This window comes from Collinsella sp. CLA-ER-H11, from assembly GCF_040092445.1.
In the GTDB taxonomy this organism is placed as follows: domain Bacteria; phylum Actinomycetota; class Coriobacteriia; order Coriobacteriales; family Coriobacteriaceae; genus Collinsella.
In genome coordinates, this window is the sequence record NZ_JBBNLN010000003.1 from 128,729 (window position 1) to 154,670 (window position 25,942).

The following is a 25,942-nucleotide window of genomic DNA, read 5'->3' on the forward strand; positions in this document are numbered from 1 at the left end:
GGTCAAGTCCTGGCTCGCACGAAGACCACATTAAGTGGTCTTCGGCTCGTGCGGAATCTACGAAAATCGGGCCTACATTCCTCCCCTTAGGTATCGATTACTTCAGTCTGAATGGACTTTGCTGAGACTTTAAACAAACACACAGAATAACACAGGTAGTTGGGGTTATTGCGTATATATAAAATAGCCTCCGACCGCGGATGGTCGGAGGCTATTTGCAAACACGTTTTAGGCTGGTTTACCCGTAGATGCGTTGGGGCTGCTCTTCGCCCTTTACGGAGGCTTCGGTCACGATGACCTTGGTGACGCCCTCCTCGCTGGGCAGGTCGAACATCGTCTGCTGCAGCACGTCCTCGCAGATGGAGCGCAGACCGCGGGCGCCGGTCTTGCGGGCAAGCGCCATGCGGGCGATCTCGTGCAGGGCGGCGTCCTCAAACTCAAGCTCAACGTCCTCGAGCTGGAACATCTTGCGGTACTGACGCACCACGGCGTTTTTGGGCTCAGTCAGGATCGACACCAGGTCGTCCTCGTCGAGCGCCTGCGTCTGAGTGACGACGGGTGTACGTCCCACAAACTCGGGGATCATGCCAAAGGCGTTGAGGTCCTGCGGGAGCACCTGACGCAGCAGGTCGTTCTCGTCGACCGAGGTGGGGCCGGCGATCTCGGAGTTAAAGCCCACGCCCTTGTTGCCCACGCGATCGGCGATGATCTTGTCCAGACCCACAAAGGCACCACCGCAGATGAACAGGATGTTGGTCGTGTCGATCTGCAGCAGCTCCTGCTGGGGATGCTTGCGGCCGCCGGTGGGCGGAACGCTTGCCACCGTGCCCTCAAGAATCTTAAGCAGCGCCTGCTGAACGCCTTCGCCCGAAACATCGCGGGTAATGGAGAGGTTCTCGGCCTTGCGGGCAATCTTGTCGATCTCGTCCACGTAGATAATGCCAACCTGCGCGCGCTCAATGTCGCCATCGGCGGCATTGATGAGCTTTAGCAGGATGTTCTCCACGTCCTCGCCCACGTAACCGGCCTCGGTGAGCGCCGTGGCGTCGGCGATGGCAAACGGCACCTCGAGGATGCGCGCGAGCGTCTGGGCGAGCAGGGTCTTACCGGTACCGGTGGGACCGAGCAGCAAGATGTTGGACTTGGCGAGCTCCACCTCGTCCATATCATCGTCAAGCTGCGAGTCCAAACCGTCGTCAAAGGCCGAAAGCGCGGCGCCGCCCTCGATCACGCGGCGATAGTGGTTGTACACGGCAACCGACATGGCGCGCTTGGCGTCCTCCTGGCCCATGACATAGGCCGAAAGCTCGTCATAGATCTCGTGCGGCGTCGGCACATGCGTAATGACCTGGCGGGCGTCGTCCTCGAGCTCAAAGCCCTCGGCCTCGGGATCCACGGCAGGCTGGGACGCAGCCTGGCCGTGATCGTTGAGGAAGCCCGGCAGCTTACCGTTGCGGGCTGCGTCCATAAAGTCCGAAGCCAGCGACTCCTCAAGAATCTCGGAACAGGCGGCGACGCACTCGTCACAGATAAAGATGTTGGTCGGGCCCTTTACGAGACGACGGACCTGTCCCTGCTCTTTTCCACAGAAGGAGCAGCGGATCGGGTTGCCGTTCTCGTCAAAGTTGTCCTGCATGTTACCTGCCATCCTAGGCGTCCTTCGCGGCAAGATCGCGCGAGGTGACGATACGGTCGATCAGGCCGTAGTCGAGGGCCTCGGCAGCGGTCAGGTAGTTGTCGCGCTCGGTATCGGCCTGGACCTTCTCGATCGGCTGGCCCGAGGCATCGGACAGGATCTGGTTGAGCTCGCGACGGGTCTTCTTGATCTCCTCGGCCACGATCTCGATCTCGGTCTGCTGGCCCTGAGCACCGCCGCTGGGCTGGTGAATCATGACCTTGGAGTGCGGCAGGCAGAAGCGCTTGCCCTTGGCGCCGGCCGAAAGCAGCACGGCGGCCATAGACGCGGCCATACCGACACAAATGGTGGAGACCTGCGGCTTAATGAAGTTCATGGTGTCCAGAATCGCCAGGCCGGAGTAGACCTCGCCACCGGGCGAATTGATGTAGAGCGAGATATCCTTCTCGGCATCCTGGCTCTCAAGATGCAGCAGCTGGGCAACGACCAGGTTGGCGCTGACGGAGTTGATCTCCTCGCCCAAGAAGATGATGCGGTCGTTGAGCAGGCGCGAATAGATATCGTAGCTGCGCTCGCCGCGCGGCGTCTGCTCGATAACGTATGGCACGAGGGCGGAATCGAACTTACCGATCATACGCATCTCCATTTCTCTCTTGCGGACCAATAGTGGTTCTAGATAAACGTACGGTGCCCGCATGCTATGCATTGGCTGGCACCGTACGAAGCAACCGGATAACCGGCTTACAACTTTACCCCATCACGGGCGCATCCATGCGCTCGCAGAAAAGGTGGCGAGAATTACTCGGCGTCCTTGGCGGTCTCGTCGACCTCGGTCACCTTGGCGTTCTCGACCAGGTGGTCGACGGCCTTGGAGCGACGGATGGACTCGCGGACGGCAGGCATGCGGCCATCGGCGATGAACTCGGCCTTGGAAGCCTCGACGTCCTTGACGCCGGCCTTCTCGAACTCAGCGTTGATGTCGTCCTCGGTGACCTCAATCTTGAGCTCACGAGCGAGAGCGTCGAGAGCCAGGGACTCACGGGCAACGTCGTTGGCCTGCTTGTGCAGGTCGCCGATGAACTGCTCCATGGTCAGGCCGGAAGCGGGCAGCCAGGTGTCCAGCGTCATGCCGCGGGCAGCGAGGTTGGACAGGAAGTTCTGGCCAAGCTCCTCAAAGACGGACTGCTCGTAGTCGGCGTCCATCTCGTCGAGCTGCAGGCGCTCGGCGAGAGCGGAGACGCAACGGTTCTCCTTCTCGGCCGGGAGGCGGGAAGCCTTGTCCTGCTCGATCTCGATCTTGATGGCGTCGCGCATGGCGTCGATGCTGTCGAAGCCAAAGTCGGACTTGACGAGCTCGTCGGTGAGCTCGGGGGTGTTGCGGACCTTGATGCCCTTGACGGTGACCTCGACGGTGTGAGTCTCGGCCTCCTCGCCCTCCTCGACCTCGTCGGTCCAGGTGACGGTCTTGACGTCGTCAACGTTGGCACCGATCAGAGCGTCGTTGAACTCAGCGGGGTTGCTGTCGCTACCGGCGATGAGCATGCGGCCCTCGGCGGCGAAGTTGTCGGCGTTCTCGACGGCCTTGAGGTCGACGGTGACGTAGTCCTCGGCCTCGACGGCGCGACCCTCGACGTCCTCGAAGGTGGCACGGTAGTTGAGGAGCATCTCGACCTGGTTGTTGATCTCGGACTCGGTGACCTCCGCAGGGGGCATCTCGATCTCGACGGCGTCGAAGGAGGAGAGCTCAGCGGCGGGACGCAGGGAGAACTCGACGGTGTAGGTGTAGTCCTCGTGATCCTTGGCGAGGTCGAGGTCCTTGTAGTCACCGTTCTTGGTGGGGACGATGTCCAGCTCGTTGAGGACGGCGGACTCGTTGGCGGCGATCAGGTCATTGGTGGCCTGAGCGAGGGTAGCCTCGGCGCCAAGAGCGGAGTCGATGACCGGACGGGGAGCCTTACCGGCGCGGAAGCCCGGGAAGCGGTACTTCTTGGCGGTGTCCTTGTAGGCCTTCTTGATCGCGGCGTCGACGTCGGCGGCCGGGATGGTGACCGTAGCGGTGAGCTTGGCGTCCTTGACGTCAGAAGCGGTGATGTTCAACACGTTCCTCCTCATACTGCCCAGCTTATCTGAGGTGCTGGTACCTTTATGCAACAAGCGTCGCGAGGGCATAAGCCGACGCGGGTGCGTTGGTGCGGGCGAAAGGACTCGAACCTTCACGGGAATCCCACCAGAACCTAAATCTGGCGCGTCTACCAATTCCGCCACGCCCGCATGAGCGCACAGACTAGGAATGATAGCAGATACGAACGGCAAGCGCACGCACACCTTTTACAAGCTCACGACCTCACCACGAGTACGCATCGGATCCCCCGCCGCCCCATCGAAGTTGCGGTGGAATAGGGACTGTTTGGGGCTCCAGTCCTCCAAAACAGTCCCTATTCCACCGCAACTTCGGTAGAACTCGGCAGCCTGGCGATGCTGGCCATGCGCCGGAAAGCGTGTCCCGGTTTGGGGCCTCGGAATGGGATGCAATTTCCGCTATAGCCATCAACCGGAAACTGCAACCCGTTTTGAGCCCCTATTCCGGGATGCACTTTCCGCCAAGGCCCTCAAACGGAAACTGCAGCCCACAATTCAGTTGAAAAGTGGGCTGCAGTTTCCCCGGGCTAGGCAATGAGCGGGTACAGCGCCTCCTCGCCTACTCCCCCAGCAGGGCCTTCTCGGGCGTGATCGGCAGCGAGCGAACCTGGTGGCCGGTGGCGTGCGCCACGGCCGAGGCAACGGCGGCGAGCGGCGTGTTGATGACGACCTCGCCGATCGACTTGGCGCCAAACGGACCCGTCGGCTCGTAACTCGGCTCAAAGGCCACGCGAATGCTGCCGATATCCAGGCGCGTGGGCAGCTTGTAGCTCATAAAGTTGCCGGTACGCAGGCGACCGCGGTCGTCGTGCTCGACTATCTCGTAGAGCGCATGGCCTATACCCTGGGCAATGCCGCCCTCGGCCTGGACGCGCGCGAGCGCCTCATTGATCACGGTGCCGCAGTCCACAGCCGCCGCATAGTCCACCACGGTCACCTTGCCGGTGGCCTTGTCGACCTCGACCTCGGCAATACCGGCCATAAACGGCGGAGGCGAAACGGGCAGGCAGGCAGAGGCATGCGAGGTGAGCGCGTCGCCGCCCGCGATGTTCTTGACGCACAGGTTGGCAAAGTCACGCAGCGTGAGGTAGCGGTTCTGCTCGCGCGCGGCACGCTCATCGGACAGGCGCACGTACTGACCATCAAAGACCACGTCGGCGGCGTCCACGTCCCACATCTGGGCGGCCTTGACGCAGATCTTCTCGCGCAGCTCGGCCGCAGCGTTCTTGGCTGCCAGGCCCGTTACGTACGTCCCCGAACTCGCGTACGAACCGGCATCGAACGGCGACACATCTGTGTCCACGCCGCGCACCACGATCAGCGAGCTCTCCACGCCCAGCTCCTCGGCGGCAATCTGCGCCAGAATCGTGTCGACGCCCATGCCGTTATCGGTGGCGCCGGTGCCGATGGTAATGAAGCCGTCCTCTTCCAGGCGCATGTCGATGCCGGCGATATCCACGTTGGAGATGCCCGAGCCCTGCATAGTGAGCGCGCAGCCCAGGGCGCGCACGCGGTCGCCCAGGTCAACGGCCAGCGGCTTGTCGCGCCAACCGATCATGTCCATCGCGCGCAACAGGCAGCGGTCGAGCGCGCAGGCGTTGAGCTTTTCGTTGTAGTACTGCGGCATGACCTCGCCCTCGCGCACGATGTTCTTAAGGCGCAGGTCGGCGGGGTCCATGTGCAGCATGTCGGCGAGCTCGTTGACGGCGCTCTCCACGGCAAACTGGCCCTGGGTGGCACCGTAGCCGCGATACGCGCCGCCGCGGTTGGTGTTGGTGTAGACGGCGTCCCAGCTAAAGCGGCTCGCCTTCACATGGTTGTAAATCGGCAGGCTCTTGTGGCCCGAAAGGCCGATCGTCGTGGTGGCATGCTCGCCATACGCGCCGGCGTTGGACAGCGTATGCAGGTCGATGGCCGTGATGGTGCCGTCGTTCATGGCGCCCAGCTTAACGGTCATCTGCATCTGGTGGCGCGAGTTGCCCGCAGTGATGGTCTCCTCGCGGGTGTAGCAGCAGTAGCTCGGACGGCCGGTCTTCTGCGTCACAAACGCAACGAAGATCTCGCAGCAGCCCGTCTGCTTAGAGCCAAAGCCGCCACCGATGCGCGGCTTAATGACCTGCACCTGCGACTGCGGGATATCGAGCGACTGCGCGACCATGCGGCGCACGTGGAAGGGCACCTGCGTGGAGGTGGTCACCGAGATACGCCCGAACGCGTCGATCGTCGCGAAGGCGCGGAAGGTTTCCATGGGCGCGGTCTGCGTGGCCTGGCTGGTGTAGGTGCGCTCAAAGACGATGTCACTCTGGGCGAATGCCTCGTCGAGGTTGCCAAAATCGCTGGTACCGCTGCACACCAGGTTGCGGGGCACGTCGCCGCCCTGCGGGAACATAAAGGTCACGTCGCCCTCGGGGTGAAGCACGATGTCGTTATCGAGTGCCTTGGTAAAGTCGAGCAGCGGCTCAAGCACCTCATAGTCGACCTTAATGAGTTTGAGCGCCTTGTCGGCAGCCTCCTCAGTCTCGGCGGCGACGATCGCCACCTCCTCGTTTTGGTAACGGACGAGGTTCTCGAGAATCAGGCGGTCGTAGGGACTCGGCTGCGGATAGCTCTGGCCGGCGATGGTAAAGCGGCGCTTGGGCACGTCCTCGTAGGTGTAGACACCCACCACGCCGGGCACCTTCAGGGCGCGCGACGTATCAATGGAGCGGATCTTGGCGCGGGCATAGGGGCTGCGCTTGAGTTTGACGATGAGCGCGCCGGCGGGCACCATGTCGCCCGTGTAGACGGGACGGCCCTCGAGCAGCGCCTTCGAGTCCTTCTTGGGCTGCTTGTGGGTGATCTGCTTGTAGGAAACGCCGTCGCAGCTGGTGTCGTTGACCGGCAGCTCGGGCATCTCGAAGCCCACCTGCACGCCGGACTCGTTGAGGAAGCGCACGATGGCGCGCAGCTGGCTCTCGTAACCGCTGCAGCGGCAGAGGTTGCCGGCAAGCTGGCGCGAGAGTTCCTCGCGCGTGGCGACGAGACTCGGGTCCTCCTTGGCGGCGCGGGCAAGCGCCAGCACGTTCATGATAAGGCCGGGGGCGCAAAAACCGCACTGCTCGGCGCCTTCGGCAGCCATCGCACGGGCCAGCGCCTCAGACTCGGCTTTGAGGCCCTCGAGCGTGGTGATGGTGTGGCCCTCGACGCGAGCGGCGGGAACCGAGCAGCTCAGCACCGGGTCGCCGTCGAGCCACACCGTGCACAGGCCGCAGTTGGTGGTTTCGCAGACACAGCGCACCGACGCGCAGCCCTGCTCGCGCAAAAGCGCAAAGAGCATGGTGTCGGGGGCAATCTGGACCTTGACCTTACGGCCGTTGAGCGTAAAGGAAAGATCGATGAGTTTGGCAGCCATTAGCGCACCTCGCTAGAATCGACGCCGGGCACGCGGCGGCAGGAATACTCGTCCGTGGCAAACTTGGGGATCTGCACGGTCTCGAGCTCGCGGGCAAGCGCGGCCGAAAGCTCGATGCCGGCGGCGCGGCGCACGGCCTGCACGGCAAGCGGGGCCGAGATGCGGCGGCGGTAGGCGGCCGAGCCCCACAGGTTGGTGCCGTAGCTCAGCGTGCGTACGGAAGCGGCCAGGGCGCGCAGCCCGTCCTCGGAAGGCCGCTCGCCGGTAAGGCCACACGCCTCGCCCTGCAGCAAGGTCGCGCGCAGCGGACGGGCGCCCACGGTGACATGCCAGGTGTTATCCCACCAGGCGGCGGTGACGTTTAAGGAGGGGAAGTCGGTCGCGGCCTTGCGCACAGCCTCATAGCTCGCGCGGTAATCGTGCTTAACGACCACGACGTGCTCGATCACGTCACGCACGTAGCCCATGTCCACGAACTCGGCGAGCGGCACGCGGCCGGCACCCGTCAGCTCAACATAGGAGTCGAGCGCGAGAAAGGCGGAGAGAACGTCCGAGAAGCCAAAGCGGCCGTAAATGCTACCGCCCACCGTGGCGGTGTTGCGAAGCTGGACGCCCACGATATCGTGGACGGCAAACTCAAAGACATTGTTGACAAGCGCGTTGAGCTCGGCATGGCGCTCGAGCTGGCGCAGGGTGCACATGGCACCGATACGAAACTCGGTCTCGGTCTCCTCGATCTGATCGAGTCCACAGGCCGAAAGGTCAATCGCCGTCGCCACGCGACGCGAACCCAGGCGCATCCAGATGCCACCGCCCACAATCTTGTTGTTGCGGTTCTTCTGCAAGAGCTCATAGGCTTCGGCCGCGTTTCCAACACGGACGTAGGTACCGAACTTGAGCACGTTCTCCCCCATCTCTTCACTTGTCCAGTACTTTTAAGTGTACCAAACGAGGGGCCGCACACCGTTTTAGGACAAAATCCACCCACCCATCCATAACTTGCGGTGATATACGGACTGATTAACCGTTCTGGAACGCAAAACAGTCCGTATATCACCGCAAGTTATGAGGAGTCCTCCGGGATAGAAAAGGCTCCCAGCCAGATAGCTGGGAGCCTCATCACATGCTATGTCGAGCGAAGATTTAGCAGACGCCCTGGGCGAGCATGGCGTCAGCGACCTTCAGGAAGCCGGCGATGTTGGCGCCCATGACGAAGTTGCCCTCCTCGCCGTACTCCTTGGCGGTGTCGTCCACGTTGTGGAACATGCCGCGCATGAGCTGCTCGAGCTTGCCGTCGACCTCCTCGAAGGTCCAGGACAGGTGCTCGGCGTTCTGGCTCATCTCCAAGCCGGACACGAGCACGCCGCCGGCGTTGGCAGCCTTACCGGGCATAAAGGCGACGCCGTGCTCCTGGAAGTAGGTCGTGGCCTCGATGGTCGTGGGCATGTTCGCGCCCTCGCCGACCACCTTGCAGCCGTTGGCGACGAGTGCCTGGGCGTCCTCGAGCAGCAGCGTGTTCTCGCGAGCGCAGGGCAGCGCGATATCGCAGGGAAGCTGCCACACGCCGCGGCCGTCGCCCTCGTGCCACGTGGCATTGGGCTTCTCGTCGACGTACATAGCGAGCGTAACGCCCTTGTCGTGGCCGGAGCGCTTCTTGTTGTAGACATGCTCGAGCACGGTGTAGTCGATGCCGTCGGGATCCTCGACCCAGCCGTGGGTGTCGGAGCAGGCCAGTACCTTGCCGCCGAGCTGGGCGACCTTCTGGACCGCGTAGATGGCGACGTTACCGGAGCCGTGAACGACGACGTTCTTGCCCTCGAAGGAGTCGCCGCGGCTCTTGAGGTACTCGTCCACAAAGTAGACCAAGCCGTAGCCGGTGGCCTCGGTACGGGCGAGCGAACCGCCAAAGGAGAGGCCCTTGCCGGTAAGGACGCCGGTCCACTCGTTGGTCAGGCGCTTGTACTGACCGAACAGGTAGGCAACCTCGCGGCCGCCAACGCCCAGGTCGCCGGCGGGAACGTCGGTGTTGGGGCCAATGTGGCGATAGAGTTCGGTCATGAAGGACTGGCAGAAGTGCATGATCTCGTTGTTGGACTTGCCCTTGGGGTCAAAGTCGGAGCCGCCCTTGCCGCCGCCCATGGGAAGGGTGGTCAGGCTGTTCTTGAGGATCTGCTCCAGGCCCAGGAACTTAAGCATGCCCAGGGTGACCGTCGGGTTAAAGCGCAGGCCGCCCTTGTAGGGTCCAATGGCAGAGTTGAACTCGACGCGGTAGCCGCGGTTGACCTGGACCTTACCCTGGTCGTCGACCCAGGGGACACGGAACATAACGATGCGCTCGGGCTCGACGAGGCGCTCAAGCAGAGCGGCCTCCTCGTACTCGGGATGGGCGTCGAGCGCCGGCTGGATGGTGCCGAGGATCTCGGTCGCGGCCTGGATGAACTCAGGCTGCTCGGGATAGCGGGCCTTGAGCTCGTCGAGAACTTTCTGCGTGTAGCTCATGCTTCCTCCAATTGATGGAAAAGAAAAGTGTCGTTCGAGGCGCCCCATGCGCCGCGAGCTTTATCGAGTATGGATAATATCGCACTGTTGCAGCAAAGTTTCGCATAAGCCGACGGGCGGATGTTTCGTTTTGATTACGATGCAGGTAGAAGCGTTTTTGAGCACTCGACGTACAAATCGCGTGTTTCGAAGCTGTTTCGTCCACGTGTTCCAAACCACCACATTGGGGACAGGCACCTTTGTGGTGGTGTTGGCGATTAGAGGACGAGCTGGTGGTAGTCGGCGGGGGTTACGCGGCCCTCGGTGGCGGCGCGGAAGGCGGCGAGGGCATCGCCCGAGAACGGCATGGCCCAGCACAGCCCGCAGCCGGCGGTGATGGAGCCGGGCAGCGGCATGATGCGCCCAGGCACGCCGGCGGCAAGACACAGCTGTTCGCATTCCATCACATCGAAGGTGCTGTCGAACGAAACGATGATTTTGCGTTCGCGATCGAGGGCATCACCGGTCGGGCCTTCACGGTGTGCCTCACGATACGCCGCGGCGGCCGCTTCCTCTTCCGCGGTATGTCCACAGCCACCGCAACCGCAGGTACAGGGTTCGGACCCGTCGCAAGTACAAGGTTCCCCCGTGTCGGGACAAATATCGTGAGACATCGCAACTCCAATCCTCTAGGCGAGTAACTCGGCCGCCGCAAACTCCTCGGGCGTATTGACGTTCTCGAAGCAGAGCGTCGACCCCGCGGCCTTAACGATCTGCGGCTCATCCATATAACCGGCCTGAACGCGATTGATCAGGCAGCGAATGCGCTGTCGGTCGCAGGAGAGCAGCTCTTGGGCAACCGGCGCACATGCGGCACGGCGCCAGACGGCACAAAGCGGCTCAATCCCCCGCTCCTCGCACGGCACGCACACGTCGAGTGCCTCGGCCTCAACACGATTGGCAAGCGCGCCAATGAGTTCCGGCGAGACAAACGGCATATCGCAGGCAACTATCGCCACGAGAGGCAGCCGAGCCGCTGCCAACGAGCTCGCGATGCCGCGCATTGCGCCCGCCGAGCCTTCAAGGTCCGCCACCACACGCGGCACCAGGCCGCCAAACGCGCGCTCCTCAAGATAGGCAAGCTCGCTGGGACGCGACGTCGTCACGACCAACTCGCCGGCAACTGGCGCCAGCCGACCCAGCACGCGCTCGATGAGCGGCTCACCGCAAAACGCCATGCGCGCCTTATCGCAACCCATGCGCGACGACAACCCGCCCGCCTGGACGACACAAGAAAGATCGGCCCGTCTTACGGTAGTCATACGGCAAACCACCCCCATCGGTATGCTCAAAACCCGGCACACGAAGCCAAATACCGTCGCCGATAAAGCGGGCGGCACGGCAAACCCGTGCAAAAACAAAACAGCGCCTTTGCGGCACGCAGCAAGACCGCGAGCACAAAAGCGCTGGTAGCGTATGGCGGGAACGTATGTGAATCGAACACATCCAAGACGTTTTGCACGCCTCGCAACGGTTTTGAGGACCGCGGAGCCCACCGGAGCCCATCCGTTCCCAAGTGCGGCGGTATTTTACCAAACCGAGCAGCCAATCTAGCGCAGGGAGCGCAGGCCGCCGGCATCCTTGTCGAGCACCGTAAAGCGTACGGCATCCAGGTGCTCCAAGATGCTGATGGCACGTTTGCGCGACACGCCCAGAGCCTCACGCAGCACGCTCGTGGTGGCTGCGCCACCGGCATCGGCGATGGCGGCGGCGACGAGCTCGCGCGCATGGGCCTCGGCGGCGGCAGACAGGGCAACGTCGCGCTCAACCTTAACGATCGAGCGATTGAGCGAAAGCTCGCGCAGGGCACGCGTCATGGTGTCGCGATCGAGCTGCAGTTGCTCGCCCGCCTCGGGCAACGTCGGCGCATCGAGGCCGGCTTCGTCCAGCAAAGCAACGATACGTTCGCAGGCTTCGCGAGCCACGCGTGCCGCCGCGGCGGCCGAATGCGGATCGAATACCTCGGCGCCCTCCGAGGCACACACACCACGCGAGCAGCCCTCGGCAATCAGAGCCGCGGCAACGCCATCATCAGCGGCAGGCCACGCAGCATGGGCAACGGCGCCGGGCGTAAAGCCCGTCTCCTTGGGAGACGCCGCATGCATGGCTGACAGGGTCGCCGCCAGCACGTCCATGGCGGCATCGAACACGGCAGCATTCACATACAGCCTACAGCCCGAGCCCGCAAGCTCGCGCACAGCACCTCGCGCCACCAACTCGTTCAGCGCGGCATCGGCCCCACCGGAAACAAGGTCTAGCGCCGCGGCAACGTCGGCAGCCACGACCGGCAACGTCTGCAGCGCCAACCACGCCTCAACACCAGCGACGGCATCGCCGGCCTCAAGCGCTGCAAGCAGCGTGCGCTCCCCCGTCGAAAGCTCGCGCGAGCGACGGCAGCGCGAAAGCAGCACGCGCCCGCCGCCGATGAGCATAACGGGCGAATACGACAGCACCACGGCATGGTCTCCGGCACACAGCGGCAGCGGCTCCTCCAGGCGCACCTGCACGGTACGGGTCTCGCCCACCGCCATGGGGGCCTCGCCCTCCAAAAGCATGATGCGGCCGATGACCTCGGCCGTGCCGGCCATCACATGCACACGCGCGCCCGACTCGAGCACGCGCGGCTTGGTGCCCTCGCGGCCCAGGTAGGTGAACGTCATCATAAAGCGCAACGTCTGGCCAAAGCGGTCCGCCACGCCCAGCATCTCGCCACGGTCAAGCGCCGCGACACCGTCACCAACCAGGTTGAGCGCCACACGCTGACCAGGCAGCGCGCGCGGCGTATCGCCATGCACCTGGATCCCACGCACGCGACAGACCGTACGCGACGGCAAAGCCATCAACTCGTCGCCCACCGCAACCGGCGCATCGTGCAACGTTCCCGTCACGACAGTGCCGACGCCCTTGATCGTAAAGCAGCGGTCAATCGGCAGACGCGGCGCGGCATCAGTGAGCTCGGCACGGGCACGGCAGGCATCCCAGCAAGCGGCAACCTGCTCGTCGAGCACGGCGAGCAGCCTTTCGATCCCCTCGCCTGTCTTGGACGACACAGGCACGATCGGCGCGTCCGCAAACACGGTACCCGACAAAAAGTCATCGACATCGAGCTCGGCAAGCTCGGTCATCTCGGCATCGGCAAGGTCGCACATCGTCAGCGCGACCACCATATGCGTAACGCCCAGCAGCTCCAGCACGTGCACGTGCTCGCGCGTCTGCGGCATCACGCCCTCGACGGCAGAGACCACCAGCACGGCAACGTCGATGCCCGTGGCGCCCTGCACCATGGCGCGCAGGTAATGCGCGTGGCCCGGCACGTCGACCAGGCCGACGATCTTGCCACTCGGCAGCGCCAACTCGCCAAAGCCCAGCTCCACGGTCATACCGCGACGGCGCTCAACCTCCAGACGATCGGGATTCTTGCCGGTCAGTGCCTCGATCAATGCCGACTTACCATGGTCAACGTGACCCGCCGTGCCAACGATAACGGGACACTCCACCAGCGCCTGAACCTCACTCATCGAGCAATCGCCTTCTCAACGCACGCGACGAGCGTCGATGCCGCCGTCTCGATATCGCGGTCGCCCACGAGTGTACGCATGTCAAACAGGACGCGATCGTGCGAGGCGCGTGTGACGACCGGCGTGTCGAAATCTTGGACGAGCGAGCGCTTGAGTGCGTCAACGGAAAGACGCTCATCGACGAGGCGCACGGCAACGCACATGGTAGGCAGCTCGACGGTAGGAAGCGAGCCGCCGCCGGGAGTCGACGACTCCTCGACGATTTCCACCTGCACGGCACACGGGCAGCCAGCCTTATCGAGGCCCGCCACCATCAGCTCGCGCAGCTTGCGTGCGCGACGCTCCAGATGAGCCTGCGGAAGCGTGAGCATGTTGAGAACCGGCACCTCGCGATGGGCAACATCCGCCCCGTCCATGTAAATGCGCAGTGTGGCCTCGAGCGCCGCCAGCGCGAGCTTGCCCGGGCGCAGGGCACGCATAAGCGGATGCGACCCGCAAGCCTGGACCAGATCGCGACGGCCCATGATAATGCCTGCCTGCGCGGCACCGAGCAGCTTATCGCCCGAGCACGACACCAGATCGAGCCCTGCCGCGACCGAAGCCGGCGTGGGCTCCTCACCCCCGCGCACCAGAATGTCATCGGGCAAAAGCGCGCCCGAACCTTGGTCCTCGTAGAACAGCAGACCATGCTTGTGGGCCAGGGCGGCAAGCTCCCGAGAGCCCACTTCCTCGTGAAAGCCCTCGATGCGATAGTTGGAAGGATGGACCTTGAGGATCATGGCCGTATCGGGCGTAATGGCTTGCTCATAATCTGCCAGGTGTGTGCGGTTGGTGGCGCCGACCTCGACGAGTTTGGCGCCCGAAGCCGCCATGACATCGGGGATGCGGAAGCTGCCGCCAATCTCGACAAGCTCGCCGCGGCTGACGATGACCTCTTTACCCGCGGCATGGGTGGCAAGCACCAGCAGCACCGCGGCGGCATTGTTGTTGACCACGAGCGCGTCCTCGGCACCGGTGAGTGAGCGGATCAGCTGCGCGGCATGTTCCTTGCGCGACCCGCGAGAGCAGGTGTCCACGCTGTACTCAAGCGTGCTGTAGCCGCGCGCGACCTCGGCCACCGCCTTGGCGGCTGACTCCGCGAGCGGGGCTCGACCCAGGTTGGTATGGATAACCACACCCGTGGCGTTGACGGCAGGGCGCAGGCTCGGCAACGCGGAGCGGTGCGCACGCCACTCGATGGCCGAGGCAAGGTCGCGCTTAGAGCGCGGGGCAGCACCGGCGCGAATGGCTGCGCGCTCCTCGTCGAGCTCGGCCGTCACGGCGGCATGCACCACCGCGTCGCAGGTCTCCCCCGCCGCCTTCACTACCGGCCACTCGGCAAGCAGCTCGTTGACGGAAGGAATGGCGCGCAGGCGGGCGCGTACCTCATCGGACATGTTCTGGCTATCGCTCATGTACGGCCTTTCAAAAGAAACGTGGATCAGTCGAATGCATCAGCTGAGTCAATTACTCGTTATTATCCTCGCGCTCCGTGATCTTTTCCACGCGAACGGCGTTTTCCTGAGTGAGCGCGGCGCCCGTCAACGGGTCCCAACGCAACGGCGTATGGTCGAGCGGGCCTACGCCCAAGGCCTGAGCGCCACCGGTATCGGCGCCAGACGAACGCCCGCCGGGGGCGGCCGAGGTGAAGATGCACGCCGGATGCAGATAGGGCGTCGTCTCCACGCGCACGCGGTCACGGCCCATGTCGCTCACCAGCTCGACGACCTCGCCATCGACGATACCCATGCGAGCGGCGACATCGGCGTTCATCTGCACGGCGTCCAAGTCCGACCCCACCTCGGCGGCACCGGCCGCCGCGAGTCTGCGCGAGGTATGCGACTCAAAGGGCCGGTTACCGCTAATGAGGCGAAACATCCCCGGGCTGGGTTCCACCATCGGCGCGATCCAGCCTGGCACGCGTCCCAGGCCGGCACGCTCCCATACGTCACTTGCCAGCGCAATTTTGCCGCCATCCAAGGGGATCGCCGGCTCGCCCGTACGCGACGGCAGCGCAACACCCGTATCGGCCCAGCCGCGCTCCTTGAGCTCGTCCAGATCGATCCCAAACGGCGCCACCTGGGCAGCCGCCAGATCGTCAGACGCAAACTGGAAGTACTCGCCCACACCACACGCCTGCGCCAGACCGGCAAAAATCTCCCGACCGGGACGTGTGTCGTCATGCTGCACAGGCAGCACGGCGTTGCGGTAGAACACACGCGCATCGTTGGCGCCCACGACCGTACCCACGCCGCGGTCGGCCTCCAGATACGTCACATCGGGCAGCACGAAATCTGACACACGCGCCGTCTCGGACCATCGAATATCAACGGTCACGAGCAGGTCAAGCTGTTCCAGAATCGATAGCCACGCCCCAGCATTGCCATAGCCCGCACCAGGGTTACTGGCATAGACGATGAGTCCACGCAAATCGCCGGCAAGAATCGACTGACCGATGGTCGTGCACAGGCCGCGCTCGGGATCGACGAGCGGATAGCGCTGGGACCCCAGCTTGGTCCCACGCGGCACCGGCGGCGTCGCAAAGCGCGCGGGATCGAGGTCGCCCAACACAAGCGGCGTGGGCGGATTGAGCGCGCCGCCCGCATGCCCGATGCAGCCCAGCAGCACATCGACCAAGCAGATAGCGCGCGCGGTCTGGGTGCTATTGGCATACGCGATGCCGATGCCACCATGAAAGCCCGCATCCACCACAGCGGCAGGCGCGGCGGCAGCGAGATCGCGCGCCGTGGCGACAATCTCTGCGGCCGGCACGTCGCACATCGACTCGGCCCACTCGGGCGTCCAAGGACGGGCCGCCTGCGCCAGCTCGTCAAAACCCGTGGTATAGCGGGCAACGAACTCGTGGTCGTACAAGTCCTCGGCAATCAGCACGTGGGCGATGCCCAGCAGTAGTGCCAAATCGCAGCCCGGGCGCACGCGCAGCCAGCGGTCGGCAAGCGCGGCGGAGCCGCTGCGCCGGGGGTCGACCACGATAATCTTCGCCCCGCGCCGGCGCGCATCGTTGAGCGCATCGACGGCCCCCATCGTCGATGAATCGACGATGGAACGCCCCAGGTACATGATGCAGTCGGTATGTGCCAGGTCGGAGGCGGGGCTATAGCCCAGGCTGTGCTCCCAACCGGTAAGTCGGCTTACCTCGCAGGCGCCATCGGCACCGTACACGTTGGGCGAGCCCAACGCATGCATAAAGCGATACGCCCAGTAGCGGTCGAACGAGGGAACGCCGAGCGTCATGCCCAGCGCGCGCGGACCATGCCCGTCAACAATCCCCAAAAGGCGCTCGGCAATCTGAGCAAACGCCTCGTCCCAGGTAATCGCATCAAACCCCGAGCCATCCCGGCGGCGTCGCATGGGGTGCAAAATCCGGTCGCGCTCGTCAAACGGCATTGCCAGGCGATGGCGCCCGCGGGCGCACAGGGCACGCGCCGCGCACGGATGTCCCGGCACCGGCAACTCGGCCACCACGCGACCGTCCTCAACGCGTGCCGCAAAGGCGCAATCGGCATAGCATCCCCCGCATGTCGTCACCACGGAGCGACCGTCATGCATAGCTCTCGATGCCATCTCGATTATTCCTTCCAGCTCAGGGGTTCATGCCCCGCCGCACCACAGCCCTGCCACCAGCTGCCGCGACGCAAAGCCCGCTGCATCTACCGCAGCAAGACACGAAGAGCCTCCCAAAAGGCAAACGCCCCTCGGGAGGCCCGTACGTCATTCCAGCTTATTACGCCTCGGACTTCTTGGCGTAGATAAACCAGTAGCCGAGCGCGACCAGAACCGCGCCGCCCACGATGTTGCCCAGCGTGGCGGCGGACAGGTTAAACGCAATGCCCGCAGCGTTGAGCGCATCGGCGCCGGCGACGTCGACGCCATAGCCGCAAGCGTGCATCACGGCACCCATGGGCAAAAAGTACATGTTGGCGACGCAGTGCTCAAAACCGCAGGCCACAAAGGCGGCGATGGGCAGCAGAATGCCCACAACCTTATCGACCACGGTCTTGCCGGCGGTACCGATCCACACGGCCAGGCACACAAAGATGTTGCACAGGATGCCGCGGAAGAAGATCGTCACCCAGTCGACCGTCACCTTGCCAGCGGCGACGCTCACCATGGAATTGGCGACCGCCTCGCCGTTGAGCTTGTAAATGCCGGCCATGTACACCAAAAAGACGATGAACAGGGCACCGACAAAGTTACCGACCCACACGACGACCCAGGCCTTAAGCATCTGAACCAGGGTGATCTTTTTGCTCTTGAGTGCGCAGACCATAAGCGAATTGCCGGTAAACAGCTCGGCGCCGCACACCAGCACGAGCACCAGGCCCAGGCAAAAGCACAGACCGCCCACGACGCGCTGAGCGCCCCAGCCCAGCGTGCTGTCGCTCAAGAACACGGTAAAGAACAGGCCGCCGAAGGCGATAAACGCGCCGGCGAACATTGCCAACAGAAAGGCCTTAGCGACCGGCAGGTTAGCCTTGGTCACGCCGGCGGCCTCGGTCTTGGCCTCGATCGCGGCGGGCGCCAGGCAATCGGGAGAGGGGTACTCCACCTTGGAATCTGCCATGTCAATCACTTCTTTCCTAATCAGCAGGAACAAGCGCTCCTATTGCTCTTGCCCCAAGCGGACAAAGTGGGAAAAGTCGTTGGCGGCCACGGCGTCGTACACGGCGTCGACGGCCTCAAAGACTTCCGGGGACATGGGGTTGTAGAACTCCGTGTCGCCCGGCTGAATCCCGACGAAGACGATATCATCACACGATTGCTCAATCTCTTCGATCAGAATCGACAAAGGAAGCGAATGCGTGGTGAACATCGATTTGCGCGCGACGTCGGTCTTATCGAGCAAGCGGATGGCGCCGACGGGCAGCGCCATGTCGGCGGCATCGACCAAAACCAAACGCGGCGGACGCTCGCGCTTGACCTCGATGATGTCATCCTCGGGCGTCTGACCGCCGTCGATGGTGTACCAACCGGCGATAGGCGTGTCCTCCATCTTTTTGGAGAGCACGGGGCCGGCGGCATCGTCGGCGCGCAGCACGCTTCCCGCCGTGAGCACGATACCCGCAAATGGGGCGCCGTTCACACGACCATCCACAACGCGACCCATTACTGCAACCTTCCCGTCAGATACACGCCCGACACATCGCGCACGCGCTCAACCAGATCGCGGAACTTCATCAGAAACGCGACCTGCTGGGCATGCAGGCCAAAGTCGTCGTCGAACACCGAGATGCCGGCCTTGGCCGAGCCGCGAAAACCGCGCTCGTCGAGCAGCGTGTCGCAGGCCTCGAGCAGCGACGGCACCGCCGCCTTGTCAAGCTGGCACTCGCCAAAGGAGCGGATGGCCTCGAACTTGGTCTTGGCCTCCCCCTCCGGCAGCGCGTCGACGAGCGAATAGAAGACATCCACCGGCACCGACAGGCGCGGCTCAAAGCAATCGAGCACGCCGGTGTGGTGGCCCACGGCGAGCGTGTAGTACAGCACGTCGCAGGCCTCCTGGGGAACGTCTTCCCCGGTCTCCACAAACTTACGCGTGAGCTCATAGAAGACCACCTGGTCGGGCGCATGGCCCAGGCAGGGGTCGGCGACGCCCTCGGCGGCCTCGTCGCTTGCGCGCGAGGCATCGCCAAAGGAGCCGCCGAGCATACCGGGGCCCGCAAAGTAACCAGAGCGGTCCGTGAGCTCCATCTAGTGACCTCCGGCCAGCACCAGATCCTGCAGCGCCGAGTAGACCTCAACGCGGCGCGGATCGTCCTGCTTGTCGATGAGCAGCGCCATGGCACCTCGGATATCACCCTTGGGCGCGTCCTCGAGCGTATCCATAAACTCGTTGGCCAGGTCGCGGCCGTAACGGTAGCCGCTCATGGCGCGAGCCTCGCGCTCGATGGCAACGCGCAGCTTGTACGGCACGCCGGGGTGCAGGATATCGGCCTGCTCGCCGGCAGCCTCCACCGTAGTCTCGGCATGGAGCTTTTGGTCCAGCAGGCCAAGTGCCATGGCAAAGCCGTAGACGGTCTGCGCGGGGCTGGGCGGGCAGCCGGGGATGTAGACATCGACCGGCAGAATCTTATCCGTGCCGCCCCAGACGCAGTAGTTGTCGTAGAAGATGCCGCCGGTGCAGCCGCACGCGCCATAGGACACCACGATCTTGGGATCGGGTGCGGCCTCAAACGCGCGCAGGGCCGGCATGCGCATGGCACGCGTCACGGCGCCGGTGTACAGCAGCACATCGGCGTGACGGGGCGAGGGCACGACCTTGATGCCAAAGCGCTCGACGTCAAAGACGGGCGTGATGGAACCGAAGATCTCGATCTCGCAGCCGTTGCAGCCGCCGCAGTCGACACGGTAGACGTACACCGAGCGCTTGATCTTCTTAAGAAGGGTCGCCTTGGCCTTCTCGATGCTCTCGTCGAGCTCGATCTTGGTCGGGCGGTACTGAAGCCGCTCGGGCAAAAGCGTGGGTTCGGCCATGGTTACTCCTCCTTCGTTTCAAAATCCATGATGATGCCCTCGACCGGCGCCGGACCGGCGGGAATCTCGGGCGCATCGGGGTTAAGCTCGCGGTCGATATACTCCGGGTTCACGCCGTGGCCGCCCAGATACTCCATGCCGGGGCCCTGGGGCTCGCCGGACGCAAGCGTCTCGTTGGCAGCCATGCCGTGTGCGTTGCCGGTCTTTACGGCCGATGCGGCGCGCAGGGCGTCGAGCTCGCGCTTGCACTCCTGGCACATACCGACGGTGCGGGCGGCCTGCTCGGCCTCCATGCCGCCGGCCTTTTGCAGCAGGCGCTTGGCATAGTCGATCTCCTTGTGCGGGGCAAACGGCTTGCCGCAACGCGAGCAGTGCTCGAGCGCATAGACGCTCTTGCTGGTGAGGTCGTCCTTGCTCATGACGGCCAGCTCAAACTCCTCGGTGAGCTTGATGGCCTCCATGGGGCAGGCTTCCTCGCAGCGGCCGCAAAAGATGCAGCGGCCGTAGTCGATTGACCAGGTAATGGTATCGGCCGCAAGGTCGGTGTCCATGCGAATGGCATCGGCCGGGCACGCCACGCCGCAGGCACCGCAGGCGATGCAGAGCTCGGCATTGTGCTCGGGCTTGCCGCGCATGTCCTTGTTGGTGGGGAACGGCGCAAACGGGTACTTGACCGTCGCGTCGCCGGCCTTGGCGTTAACCTTCCAAAGCTTCAGCATATTAGAGCGCCTCCTCATCGAGCGGAGCGGCCATGGTGCCCTCGCCCGCGAGCGGCGACTTGTCGCGCCAGACGTTCTCGAACTGCTCCTTGTCGAGCACGTGGTCGCGCTTGGCGGCGACATCGGTCACCGTCACGCGGTCGGTGCAGGAATAGCACGGGTCGAGCGAGCCAACGATCAGCGCCGCATCGCCCACGGTGTTGCCGCGGAACATGTAGCGCAGGACCGGCCAGTTACTGTACGTGGCGGCCTTGGCGCGCCAGCGGTAGCACTTCTGGTTATTGCCGAGCATGGCCCAGTGCACGTCCTCGCCGCGCGGCGCCTCGGTGGCACCGATGGCGTACTTGTGCGGGGTGTACTCCCAATCCGTGGTGAGGATGGGGCCCGACGGGCAGTTCTCGAGCATGGTCTCGATCATATCGATCGAATCGTAGACCTCCTGGATGCGAACGGCGGTACGGCCGAAGGCATCGCAGGTGTCAGCCGTGGCGGCGTGCATCTTTTGAACGTCCGGATCGGCGTAGCCGTCGAAGGGATGGTCGAAGCGCACGTCGCGGGCATAGCCCGAGCCACGCATGAGCGGGCCGACCGGCGAGAAGTCGCGTGCGATCTTGCGATCCAAGATGCCGATGCCACTCGTACGCTCAATGAAGTTGGGCGTGGAGAGCAAGACGTCGACGAGCTCCTGAACCTCGGAGCGCAGCTGGTGGATGGTCGTGAGCGTGGAGAGCTTCTGCTCGGCCAAAATGTCGCGACGCACGCCGCCGATCACGTTGAGGCCGTAGGTCTTGCGGTGACCGGAGAGCTTCTCGGCCAGGTCCATGGACTTCTCGCGGACGCGGAAGAACTGCTGGAAGCCGGAGTCGAAGCCGGTGTAGTGCGATGCGAGGCCAATATTGAGCAGGTGTGAGTGCAGACGCTCGACCTCGAGCATGATGGCGCGGATGTACTGGGCGCGCGGCGGGACATGAATGCCCTGGGCGCGCTCGACGGCCTCGGCATAGGCCACCGAGTGGGCGCAGCCGCAGATGCCGCAGATGCGGTCGGCGAGGAACGTCACGGCGTCATAGTTCAGGCGCGTCTCGGCGACCTTCTCCATGCCGCGGTGCACGTAGAACAGACGGTAGTCAGCATCGACGATCGTCTCGCCCTCAACGAACAGGCGGAAGTGGCCGGGCTCGTCGGAGGTGATGTGCAACGGTCCCATGGGGACGAGCGTGGTCTCCTTGCCCTTGGTGTCGGCCAAGAATTCGTAGTTTTCCATGTCGCTCGCGGGGGCGGGGCGGAAACGGTAATCCATCGAATCCTTGCGCAACGGGTACAGCCCGCTGGGCCAATCGTCGGGAAGCACCAGGCGACGGCGGTCGGGCAGACCCTCGGGAATCAGGCCGAACATATCGCGCAGCTCGCGCTCGCCCCACACGCAGGCGGGGACGAACGGCGTCACGGACGGGAACGTCATCTTGGCGGGATCGACCTCGGTGCGCACGGTCACCCAGCCGGGATCCTCCCCCTCCATGGAGATGACGTAGTATACGGCGTAACGGCCGCACAGGCTGCGCTCATCGTTGCCGATGATCACGGGAATCCAGCCGTAGCGCTCGTAATACAGGTAGTGGACGGCCTCGGGCAGCTTGTCCTGCTTGACGGTGATCGTCAGCTGGTCCTCGCACTGCCACTCGACCTTCTCGATGCAGCCCGAAACGGCGCGGCGCAGGGCCTCGACATGGCTCTCGCAGCGGCGGGCATACACCTTGTTCTCAGTTTCAATCATTCGTTACTCCACCTCGCTCTGAGCGGTCTCGGTACCGAACACAGCGCGGTACATCGGCGTCGCGTGAAGTTCCTCGGTGCTCTGCTCGAGCACGATGCCGGTCGCGGTCTCCACACCGTGCACGAGGGGCAGCGGGGTGGCGATGCCAAACCACAAGATCATGACAGCCAGGATGATTTCGGGGATAAGCATGAGCGCCGGGGCCTCATGCTTGCCCATGCCCTGGGGCGCATGGCCGAATACCGACTTGAGTGCGATACGGGTGAGCGCGGAGATGGCCACGGTAAGACCGAGGGCGACCACGACGACCAGCCACATGGGACCGGCGGTAACACCGGCGACAAAAGTCAGGAACTCGGAGATAAACATGCCAAAGGGTGGGAAGGCACCAAGGCCGAGCAGCGCCAGGACGGCGAGCGCGGCGGTTGCGGGGGCAACCTCGACGACGCCCTGGATCTTGGCCAGGCTACGCGTGCCAAAGGCGTGCTGGATGTTGCCGGACACGCAGAAGGCAAGCGTCTTGGTAAAGCCGTGGAACACGCAGTGCAGCAGCGCCGCGGCGATACCCAGCGGGCCACCGATACCCAGGCACAGGGCGATAACGCCCACGTTCTCCACAGACGAGTACGCAAAGCGGCGCTTGAGGTCGTCCTGGCGAAACATCGAAAGTGCCGCCACCAAAATGGACAGCGTGCCGACGATCAGCAGCAAAAGTTGCGGATACTCGGCACCCACGGCCTGGATAGTAAAGCCATAGAAGCGCATGATCACAAGCATGGCGCACTTAAGCAGCACGCCCGAGAGCAGGGCCGAGACGGGGCTCGGGGCCTGGGAGTGGGCATCGGGCAGCCAAGTGTGCATGGGGAACAGGCCGGCCTTGGTGCCAAAGCCGATCACGATAAACGCAAAGGCGAGGCGCATGAGCGTCGGGTCGAACTGGTCGGCATACGGCAGCACGCACGACAGGAATGCGGCCTCGTGGGCGTTGGGAATCACGTCGGCGGCGTTGGCGTAGATCAGCAGCGTACCGAACAGGCCAAAGGCCACGCCGGCGGTGCAGACCATCGCATACTTCCAAGAAGCCTCGAGGGCCGTCTTGTTCTTGTAGATACCCACGAGGAACACGGTGGAAAGCGTGGTTGCCTCCACGGCGGCCCACGTGAGGATCATGTTGTTGGACAGGCACGCGAGCAGCATGGTGAACACAAACAGGCTAAACAGCGCAAAATACTGCTTGGCGCGCTCGGCGGGCATGGAGCCCTCCTCGATATCGGCCTTTACATAGGGCAGCGAGAACAGCCCCGTAAGAAAACCGATAAAGCCGATGAGCAGCACAAAGATGGCGCCCAGCGAATCGAGGTGGAACCACAGGCCAAGAGCGCTCGCGGTGTCGCCGCTCATAAGGACGTCACCGGCCGTCATAATCGACAGCACCAGTACGGCTGCGACGGAGACCAGGTTGAGACCGGCAAATACGTTATAGGACGTGTTCTTGGGCAAAAACGCCATGACCAGCGAGAACACCAAAGGAGTCGCGAGCAGGGCGAGAATCAACGTTTCCATGGACTACCCCCTCAGCTCGGACAGGTCGCGCGCATCGAGCGAGTGGGAGTCGTCCCAAATGCGACGCACGACGATGGACATGATGATGACGGCAAAGATGGCGTCGGTGGCGATACCGATCTCGATGATCTCGGGAGCAGTGGGGGCCAAAAGCGCAAGCGTCACATGGCTGCCGTTTTCCATAAGGCAGTATCCAAAGATCTGCTTCATGATGTTGCGCTGCGAGATGATGCAGGTGAGGCCCACAAAGAAGTGAGCGAAGCTAATAGCGAGCGCAGGCGTTGCGACCTCGGCCGTGGGCAGGCTGATCTGCGTCACGACGGCAAAGCAAATCGCGACCTCCACGGCGATGATGCAAATGGCCCACGCGGGCTTAAGGCCGGCCTTGAGCGATGCGTCGCTCGGCTCACCCATCTTCTTGTACGCACGGTTGAGGATATAAGGGACCAGGACGACCTTGGTGATAAAGGCAGATCCGGCCCACATAAGCAGCTCCTGCGCACCGGTAGTGGCACCGAGCGTAGCGAGCAGTCCCACGAGCACCAGCGACTGCACCGCATACCAGTTGATGGCATGTTTGATGTTTTTGGAGACGACCACCATGGTGGACGTGACGATCAGAAGGCCGCCAAGGATGTTGACGATCGAATAACCCATGTCGTTCTACCTCCTAACCGATCCAGCTGGCCGAAAGCGGGCCGCTGACGATGACCATGATGATGAGCACGATGAACACGAACGCCATCGCGCGGGGAAGCGGGGCACCCGCAGCGACCTCTTCGCTCGGCTCGCCGGGCAGGCAATAGCCCATCCACTTGAGGAACCAGGCAAAGGTGGCGACGGTCTCGGCGACCATGATGCACACGAGCACCAGAATCGCGACGTTGCCGGCACCCACAGAAAAGCCGCCGGCGATGATCTGGAACTTCGAGAAGAACGTGTTCATGGGCGGCACGCCGGCAATGGCGAGCGCGGCGACACCAAAGCCCACGCCCGAGATCGGGTACTTCTTTACGATGCCGCGAAGCTTGGGCAGCATACGCGTACCGAGCGTAAAGGAGAACGAACCAGCGATCAGGAAGAACAGCGTCTTGGCGAAAGCGTGGTTAAAGATGTGGCACACGGCACCGTCAAAGGCCAGCTGGCTGCCAAAGACCGAAAGGCCCAGACCAAAGAACACGTAGGAGAGCTGGGCGATCGTGGAGAAGGCCAGCAGACGCTTCATGTCCTTTTGCGGCAGGTACATAAGGAAACCAAAGAGCATGGTGACCATGGCGTCGATAATGGCAACCCAGCCCACGATCTCGGGAATCTCGCCGGCAGAGACGAGTGCACGCGCGAACACGCACACGCCGACCTTGACCATCGAGGCGCCATGCAGGTAGGCCGAAACAGGCGTCGGCGCCTCCATGGCCGAAGGCAGCCACATGTACATGGGAACCTGTGCGGACTTGGCCCAGGCCGCAAACAGCACAAGCAAAAGGACGATAGCCTTGAGCTTGGCGTCGAGGCCGGCAATCGCGGTGATGGCGAAGGTGCCGGTGTGGGCAAACACGATGGCGGCGCCCAGATACAGGCCGAGCGCACCGATATGCGTAATGATCAGGGCCTTCATGCCGGCCTTCTTGGCCGTAGGCGACATGTAGTAGCTGATGAGGCCCCAAGAGCAGGCACCCGTGATCTCAAAGAACACGAGCTGGCCCAAAAGGGTCGAGCTGTACACAAGGCCGGCCATGGCGCCGATGAAGGTCGCGAGGTACGCGTAGAAGCGACGACGCGGTGCGTCGGGATGCTCACGGTTATTCTCGCTCATATAGGGAATCGAATAGATCACGACAAGCAGGCCGATACCCACAAAGGCGGGCGCGAGCAGTGTGCTCATGCGATCGAAGGTGAATCCCATGACGAGGGTCTGCCCAAACGAGATCAGGGGAACCTGCGTGTCGGGCATGCCGGCGCCAGCGAAATTCGCGGCGAGGGCGATGGTGCAGACCGTCGAGACGGCGGCACCCAAAACGCTGAACCACTTGGCGTACGGACGGGGGAACAGGGCGACGAGCACCGAGGCCACCATCGGGGCCGCGATAGCGACCAAGCCGAGAAGGGACAGACTGACTGCAAATGACATTGTTT

20 protein-coding genes and 2 tRNA genes are annotated in these 25,942 nt (G+C 63.4%); all 22 read right to left on the reverse strand.

The window, feature by feature from the left end; all coding sequences use genetic code 11:
- Window positions 1-238 precede the first annotated feature (238 nt).
- The 22 genes from clpX to AAAX35_RS03435 all read right to left on the reverse strand — a co-directional run bounded on the left by clpX (window position 239) and on the right by AAAX35_RS03435 (window position 25,937).
- On the reverse strand, window positions 239-1,648 hold the full coding sequence (gene clpX / locus AAAX35_RS03330; RefSeq protein ID WP_195246088.1) for an ATP-dependent Clp protease ATP-binding subunit ClpX: 1,410 nt from the start codon (window positions 1,646-1,648) through the stop codon (window positions 239-241).
- 1 nt (window position 1,649) lies between these two features.
- Complete coding sequence (locus tag AAAX35_RS03335; RefSeq protein WP_349116810.1) at window positions 1,650-2,270, reverse strand: ATP-dependent Clp protease proteolytic subunit; 621 nt, start codon at window positions 2,268-2,270, stop codon at window positions 1,650-1,652.
- A 164-nt stretch (window positions 2,271-2,434) separates the two neighbouring features.
- Complete coding sequence (gene tig / locus AAAX35_RS03340) at window positions 2,435-3,736, reverse strand: trigger factor (RefSeq protein WP_349116753.1); 1,302 nt, start codon at window positions 3,734-3,736, stop codon at window positions 2,435-2,437.
- 87 nt (window positions 3,737-3,823) lie between these two features.
- Window positions 3,824-3,907: transfer RNA gene (locus AAAX35_RS03345), tRNA-Leu, on the reverse strand.
- Window positions 3,908-4,334: 427 nt separating this feature from the next.
- On the reverse strand, window positions 4,335-7,166 hold the full coding sequence (locus AAAX35_RS03350) for a molybdopterin cofactor-binding domain-containing protein (protein WP_349116754.1): 2,832 nt from the start codon (window positions 7,164-7,166) through the stop codon (window positions 4,335-4,337).
- Window positions 7,166-8,080, reverse strand: a complete 915-nt coding sequence (locus AAAX35_RS03355) for an FAD binding domain-containing protein (RefSeq protein ID WP_349116756.1) — start codon at window positions 8,078-8,080, stop codon at window positions 7,166-7,168. The genes AAAX35_RS03350 and AAAX35_RS03355 overlap by 1 nt, the downstream gene beginning before the upstream one ends.
- 229 nt (window positions 8,081-8,309) lie before the next feature.
- Complete coding sequence (gene gdhA, locus AAAX35_RS03360) at window positions 8,310-9,665, reverse strand: NADP-specific glutamate dehydrogenase (protein ID WP_117847591.1); 1,356 nt, start codon at window positions 9,663-9,665, stop codon at window positions 8,310-8,312.
- Between the two features lie 257 nt (window positions 9,666-9,922).
- Window positions 9,923-10,318 carry a DUF3343 domain-containing protein gene (locus AAAX35_RS03365; RefSeq protein WP_117847589.1) on the reverse strand — a complete coding sequence of 132 codons (396 nt, stop codon included), beginning with the start codon at window positions 10,316-10,318 and terminating at the stop codon, window positions 9,923-9,925.
- A 15-nt stretch (window positions 10,319-10,333) separates the two neighbouring features.
- On the reverse strand, window positions 10,334-10,966 hold the full coding sequence (locus AAAX35_RS03370; RefSeq protein WP_271737865.1) for a molybdenum cofactor guanylyltransferase: 633 nt from the start codon (window positions 10,964-10,966) through the stop codon (window positions 10,334-10,336).
- A 155-nt stretch (window positions 10,967-11,121) separates the two neighbouring features.
- A tRNA-Sec gene (locus tag AAAX35_RS03375) sits at window positions 11,122-11,218 on the reverse strand.
- A gap of 36 nt (window positions 11,219-11,254) precedes the next feature.
- A complete protein-coding gene (gene selB / locus AAAX35_RS03380) occupies window positions 11,255-13,222 on the reverse strand; it encodes a selenocysteine-specific translation elongation factor (protein ID WP_349116757.1) in 1,968 nt (655 codons plus the stop codon).
- Window positions 13,219-14,676, reverse strand: a complete 1,458-nt coding sequence (gene selA / locus AAAX35_RS03385) for an L-seryl-tRNA(Sec) selenium transferase (protein ID WP_199412357.1) — start codon at window positions 14,674-14,676, stop codon at window positions 13,219-13,221. The genes selB and selA overlap by 4 nt, the downstream gene beginning before the upstream one ends.
- Before the next feature lie 52 nt (window positions 14,677-14,728).
- Window positions 14,729-16,846, reverse strand: a complete 2,118-nt coding sequence (locus AAAX35_RS03390; protein WP_349116758.1) for a molybdopterin-dependent oxidoreductase — start codon at window positions 16,844-16,846, stop codon at window positions 14,729-14,731.
- 160 nt (window positions 16,847-17,006) lie between these two features.
- Window positions 17,007-17,846, reverse strand: coding sequence for a formate/nitrite transporter family protein (locus AAAX35_RS03395; protein ID WP_349116759.1), 840 nt, complete (start codon window positions 17,844-17,846; stop codon window positions 17,007-17,009).
- Between the two features lie 39 nt (window positions 17,847-17,885).
- A complete protein-coding gene (gene hycI, locus AAAX35_RS03400; RefSeq protein WP_215693726.1) occupies window positions 17,886-18,389 on the reverse strand; it encodes a hydrogenase maturation peptidase HycI in 504 nt (167 codons plus the stop codon).
- Window positions 18,389-18,970 (reverse strand): formate hydrogenlyase maturation HycH family protein, encoded by a 582-nt coding sequence (locus tag AAAX35_RS03405; RefSeq protein ID WP_349116760.1) that lies wholly within the window; start codon window positions 18,968-18,970, stop codon window positions 18,389-18,391. The genes hycI and AAAX35_RS03405 overlap by 1 nt, the downstream gene beginning before the upstream one ends.
- A complete protein-coding gene (locus tag AAAX35_RS03410) occupies window positions 18,971-19,753 on the reverse strand; it encodes an NADH-quinone oxidoreductase subunit B family protein (RefSeq protein WP_215693723.1) in 783 nt (260 codons plus the stop codon).
- Window positions 19,754-19,755: 2 nt separating this feature from the next.
- On the reverse strand, window positions 19,756-20,472 hold the full coding sequence (locus AAAX35_RS03415; RefSeq protein WP_349073719.1) for a formate hydrogenlyase complex iron-sulfur subunit: 717 nt from the start codon (window positions 20,470-20,472) through the stop codon (window positions 19,756-19,758).
- Between the two features lies 1 nt (window position 20,473).
- A complete protein-coding gene (locus AAAX35_RS03420; RefSeq protein ID WP_349116761.1) occupies window positions 20,474-22,246 on the reverse strand; it encodes a hydrogenase large subunit in 1,773 nt (590 codons plus the stop codon).
- A 3-nt stretch (window positions 22,247-22,249) separates the two neighbouring features.
- Window positions 22,250-23,809, reverse strand: a complete 1,560-nt coding sequence (locus AAAX35_RS03425; RefSeq protein WP_055286169.1) for a hydrogenase 4 subunit F — start codon at window positions 23,807-23,809, stop codon at window positions 22,250-22,252.
- 3 nt (window positions 23,810-23,812) lie between these two features.
- Entirely contained in the window at window positions 23,813-24,466 is a 654-nt protein-coding gene (gene hyfE, locus AAAX35_RS03430; RefSeq protein ID WP_022095199.1) for a hydrogenase 4 membrane subunit, read from the reverse strand.
- Between the two features lie 13 nt (window positions 24,467-24,479).
- Window positions 24,480-25,937 carry a hydrogenase 4 subunit D gene (locus tag AAAX35_RS03435; protein WP_138340038.1) on the reverse strand — a complete coding sequence of 486 codons (1,458 nt, stop codon included), beginning with the start codon at window positions 25,935-25,937 and terminating at the stop codon, window positions 24,480-24,482.
- Window positions 25,938-25,942 lie beyond the last annotated feature (5 nt).

What these genes read in the sequence shown, in the direction of transcription:
- clpX (WP_195246088.1), bottom strand. Translation starts at nt 1,648, where the DNA reads ATGGCAGGTAACATGCAGGACAACTTTGACGAGAACGGCAACCCGATC.
- AAAX35_RS03335 (WP_349116810.1), bottom strand. Translation starts at nt 2,270, where the DNA reads ATGATCGGTAAGTTCGATTCCGCCCTCGTGCCATACGTTATCGAGCAG.
- AAAX35_RS03350 (WP_349116754.1), bottom strand. Translation starts at nt 7,166, where the DNA reads ATGGCTGCCAAACTCATCGATCTTTCCTTTACGCTCAACGGCCGTAAG.
- AAAX35_RS03355 (WP_349116756.1), bottom strand. Translation starts at nt 8,080, where the DNA reads ATGGGGGAGAACGTGCTCAAGTTCGGTACCTACGTCCGTGTTGGAAAC.
- gdhA (WP_117847591.1), bottom strand. Translation starts at nt 9,665, where the DNA reads ATGAGCTACACGCAGAAAGTTCTCGACGAGCTCAAGGCCCGCTATCCC.
- AAAX35_RS03365 (WP_117847589.1), bottom strand. Translation starts at nt 10,318, where the DNA reads ATGTCTCACGATATTTGTCCCGACACGGGGGAACCTTGTACTTGCGAC.
- AAAX35_RS03370 (WP_271737865.1), bottom strand. Translation starts at nt 10,966, where the DNA reads ATGACTACCGTAAGACGGGCCGATCTTTCTTGTGTCGTCCAGGCGGGC.
- selB (WP_349116757.1), bottom strand. Translation starts at nt 13,222, where the DNA reads ATGAGTGAGGTTCAGGCGCTGGTGGAGTGTCCCGTTATCGTTGGCACG.
- selA (WP_199412357.1), bottom strand. Translation starts at nt 14,676, where the DNA reads ATGAGCGATAGCCAGAACATGTCCGATGAGGTACGCGCCCGCCTGCGC.
- AAAX35_RS03390 (WP_349116758.1), bottom strand. Translation starts at nt 16,846, where the DNA reads ATGGCATCGAGAGCTATGCATGACGGTCGCTCCGTGGTGACGACATGC.
- AAAX35_RS03395 (WP_349116759.1), bottom strand. Translation starts at nt 17,846, where the DNA reads ATGGCAGATTCCAAGGTGGAGTACCCCTCTCCCGATTGCCTGGCGCCC.
- hycI (WP_215693726.1), bottom strand. Translation starts at nt 18,389, where the DNA reads ATGGGTCGCGTTGTGGATGGTCGTGTGAACGGCGCCCCATTTGCGGGT.
- AAAX35_RS03405 (WP_349116760.1), bottom strand. Translation starts at nt 18,970, where the DNA reads ATGGAGCTCACGGACCGCTCTGGTTACTTTGCGGGCCCCGGTATGCTC.
- AAAX35_RS03410 (WP_215693723.1), bottom strand. Translation starts at nt 19,753, where the DNA reads ATGGCCGAACCCACGCTTTTGCCCGAGCGGCTTCAGTACCGCCCGACC.
- AAAX35_RS03415 (WP_349073719.1), bottom strand. Translation starts at nt 20,472, where the DNA reads ATGCTGAAGCTTTGGAAGGTTAACGCCAAGGCCGGCGACGCGACGGTC.
- AAAX35_RS03420 (WP_349116761.1), bottom strand. Translation starts at nt 22,246, where the DNA reads ATGATTGAAACTGAGAACAAGGTGTATGCCCGCCGCTGCGAGAGCCAT.
- AAAX35_RS03425 (WP_055286169.1), bottom strand. Translation starts at nt 23,809, where the DNA reads ATGGAAACGTTGATTCTCGCCCTGCTCGCGACTCCTTTGGTGTTCTCG.
- hyfE (WP_022095199.1), bottom strand. Translation starts at nt 24,466, where the DNA reads ATGGGTTATTCGATCGTCAACATCCTTGGCGGCCTTCTGATCGTCACG.
- AAAX35_RS03435 (WP_138340038.1), bottom strand. Translation starts at nt 25,937, where the DNA reads ATGTCATTTGCAGTCAGTCTGTCCCTTCTCGGCTTGGTCGCTATCGCG.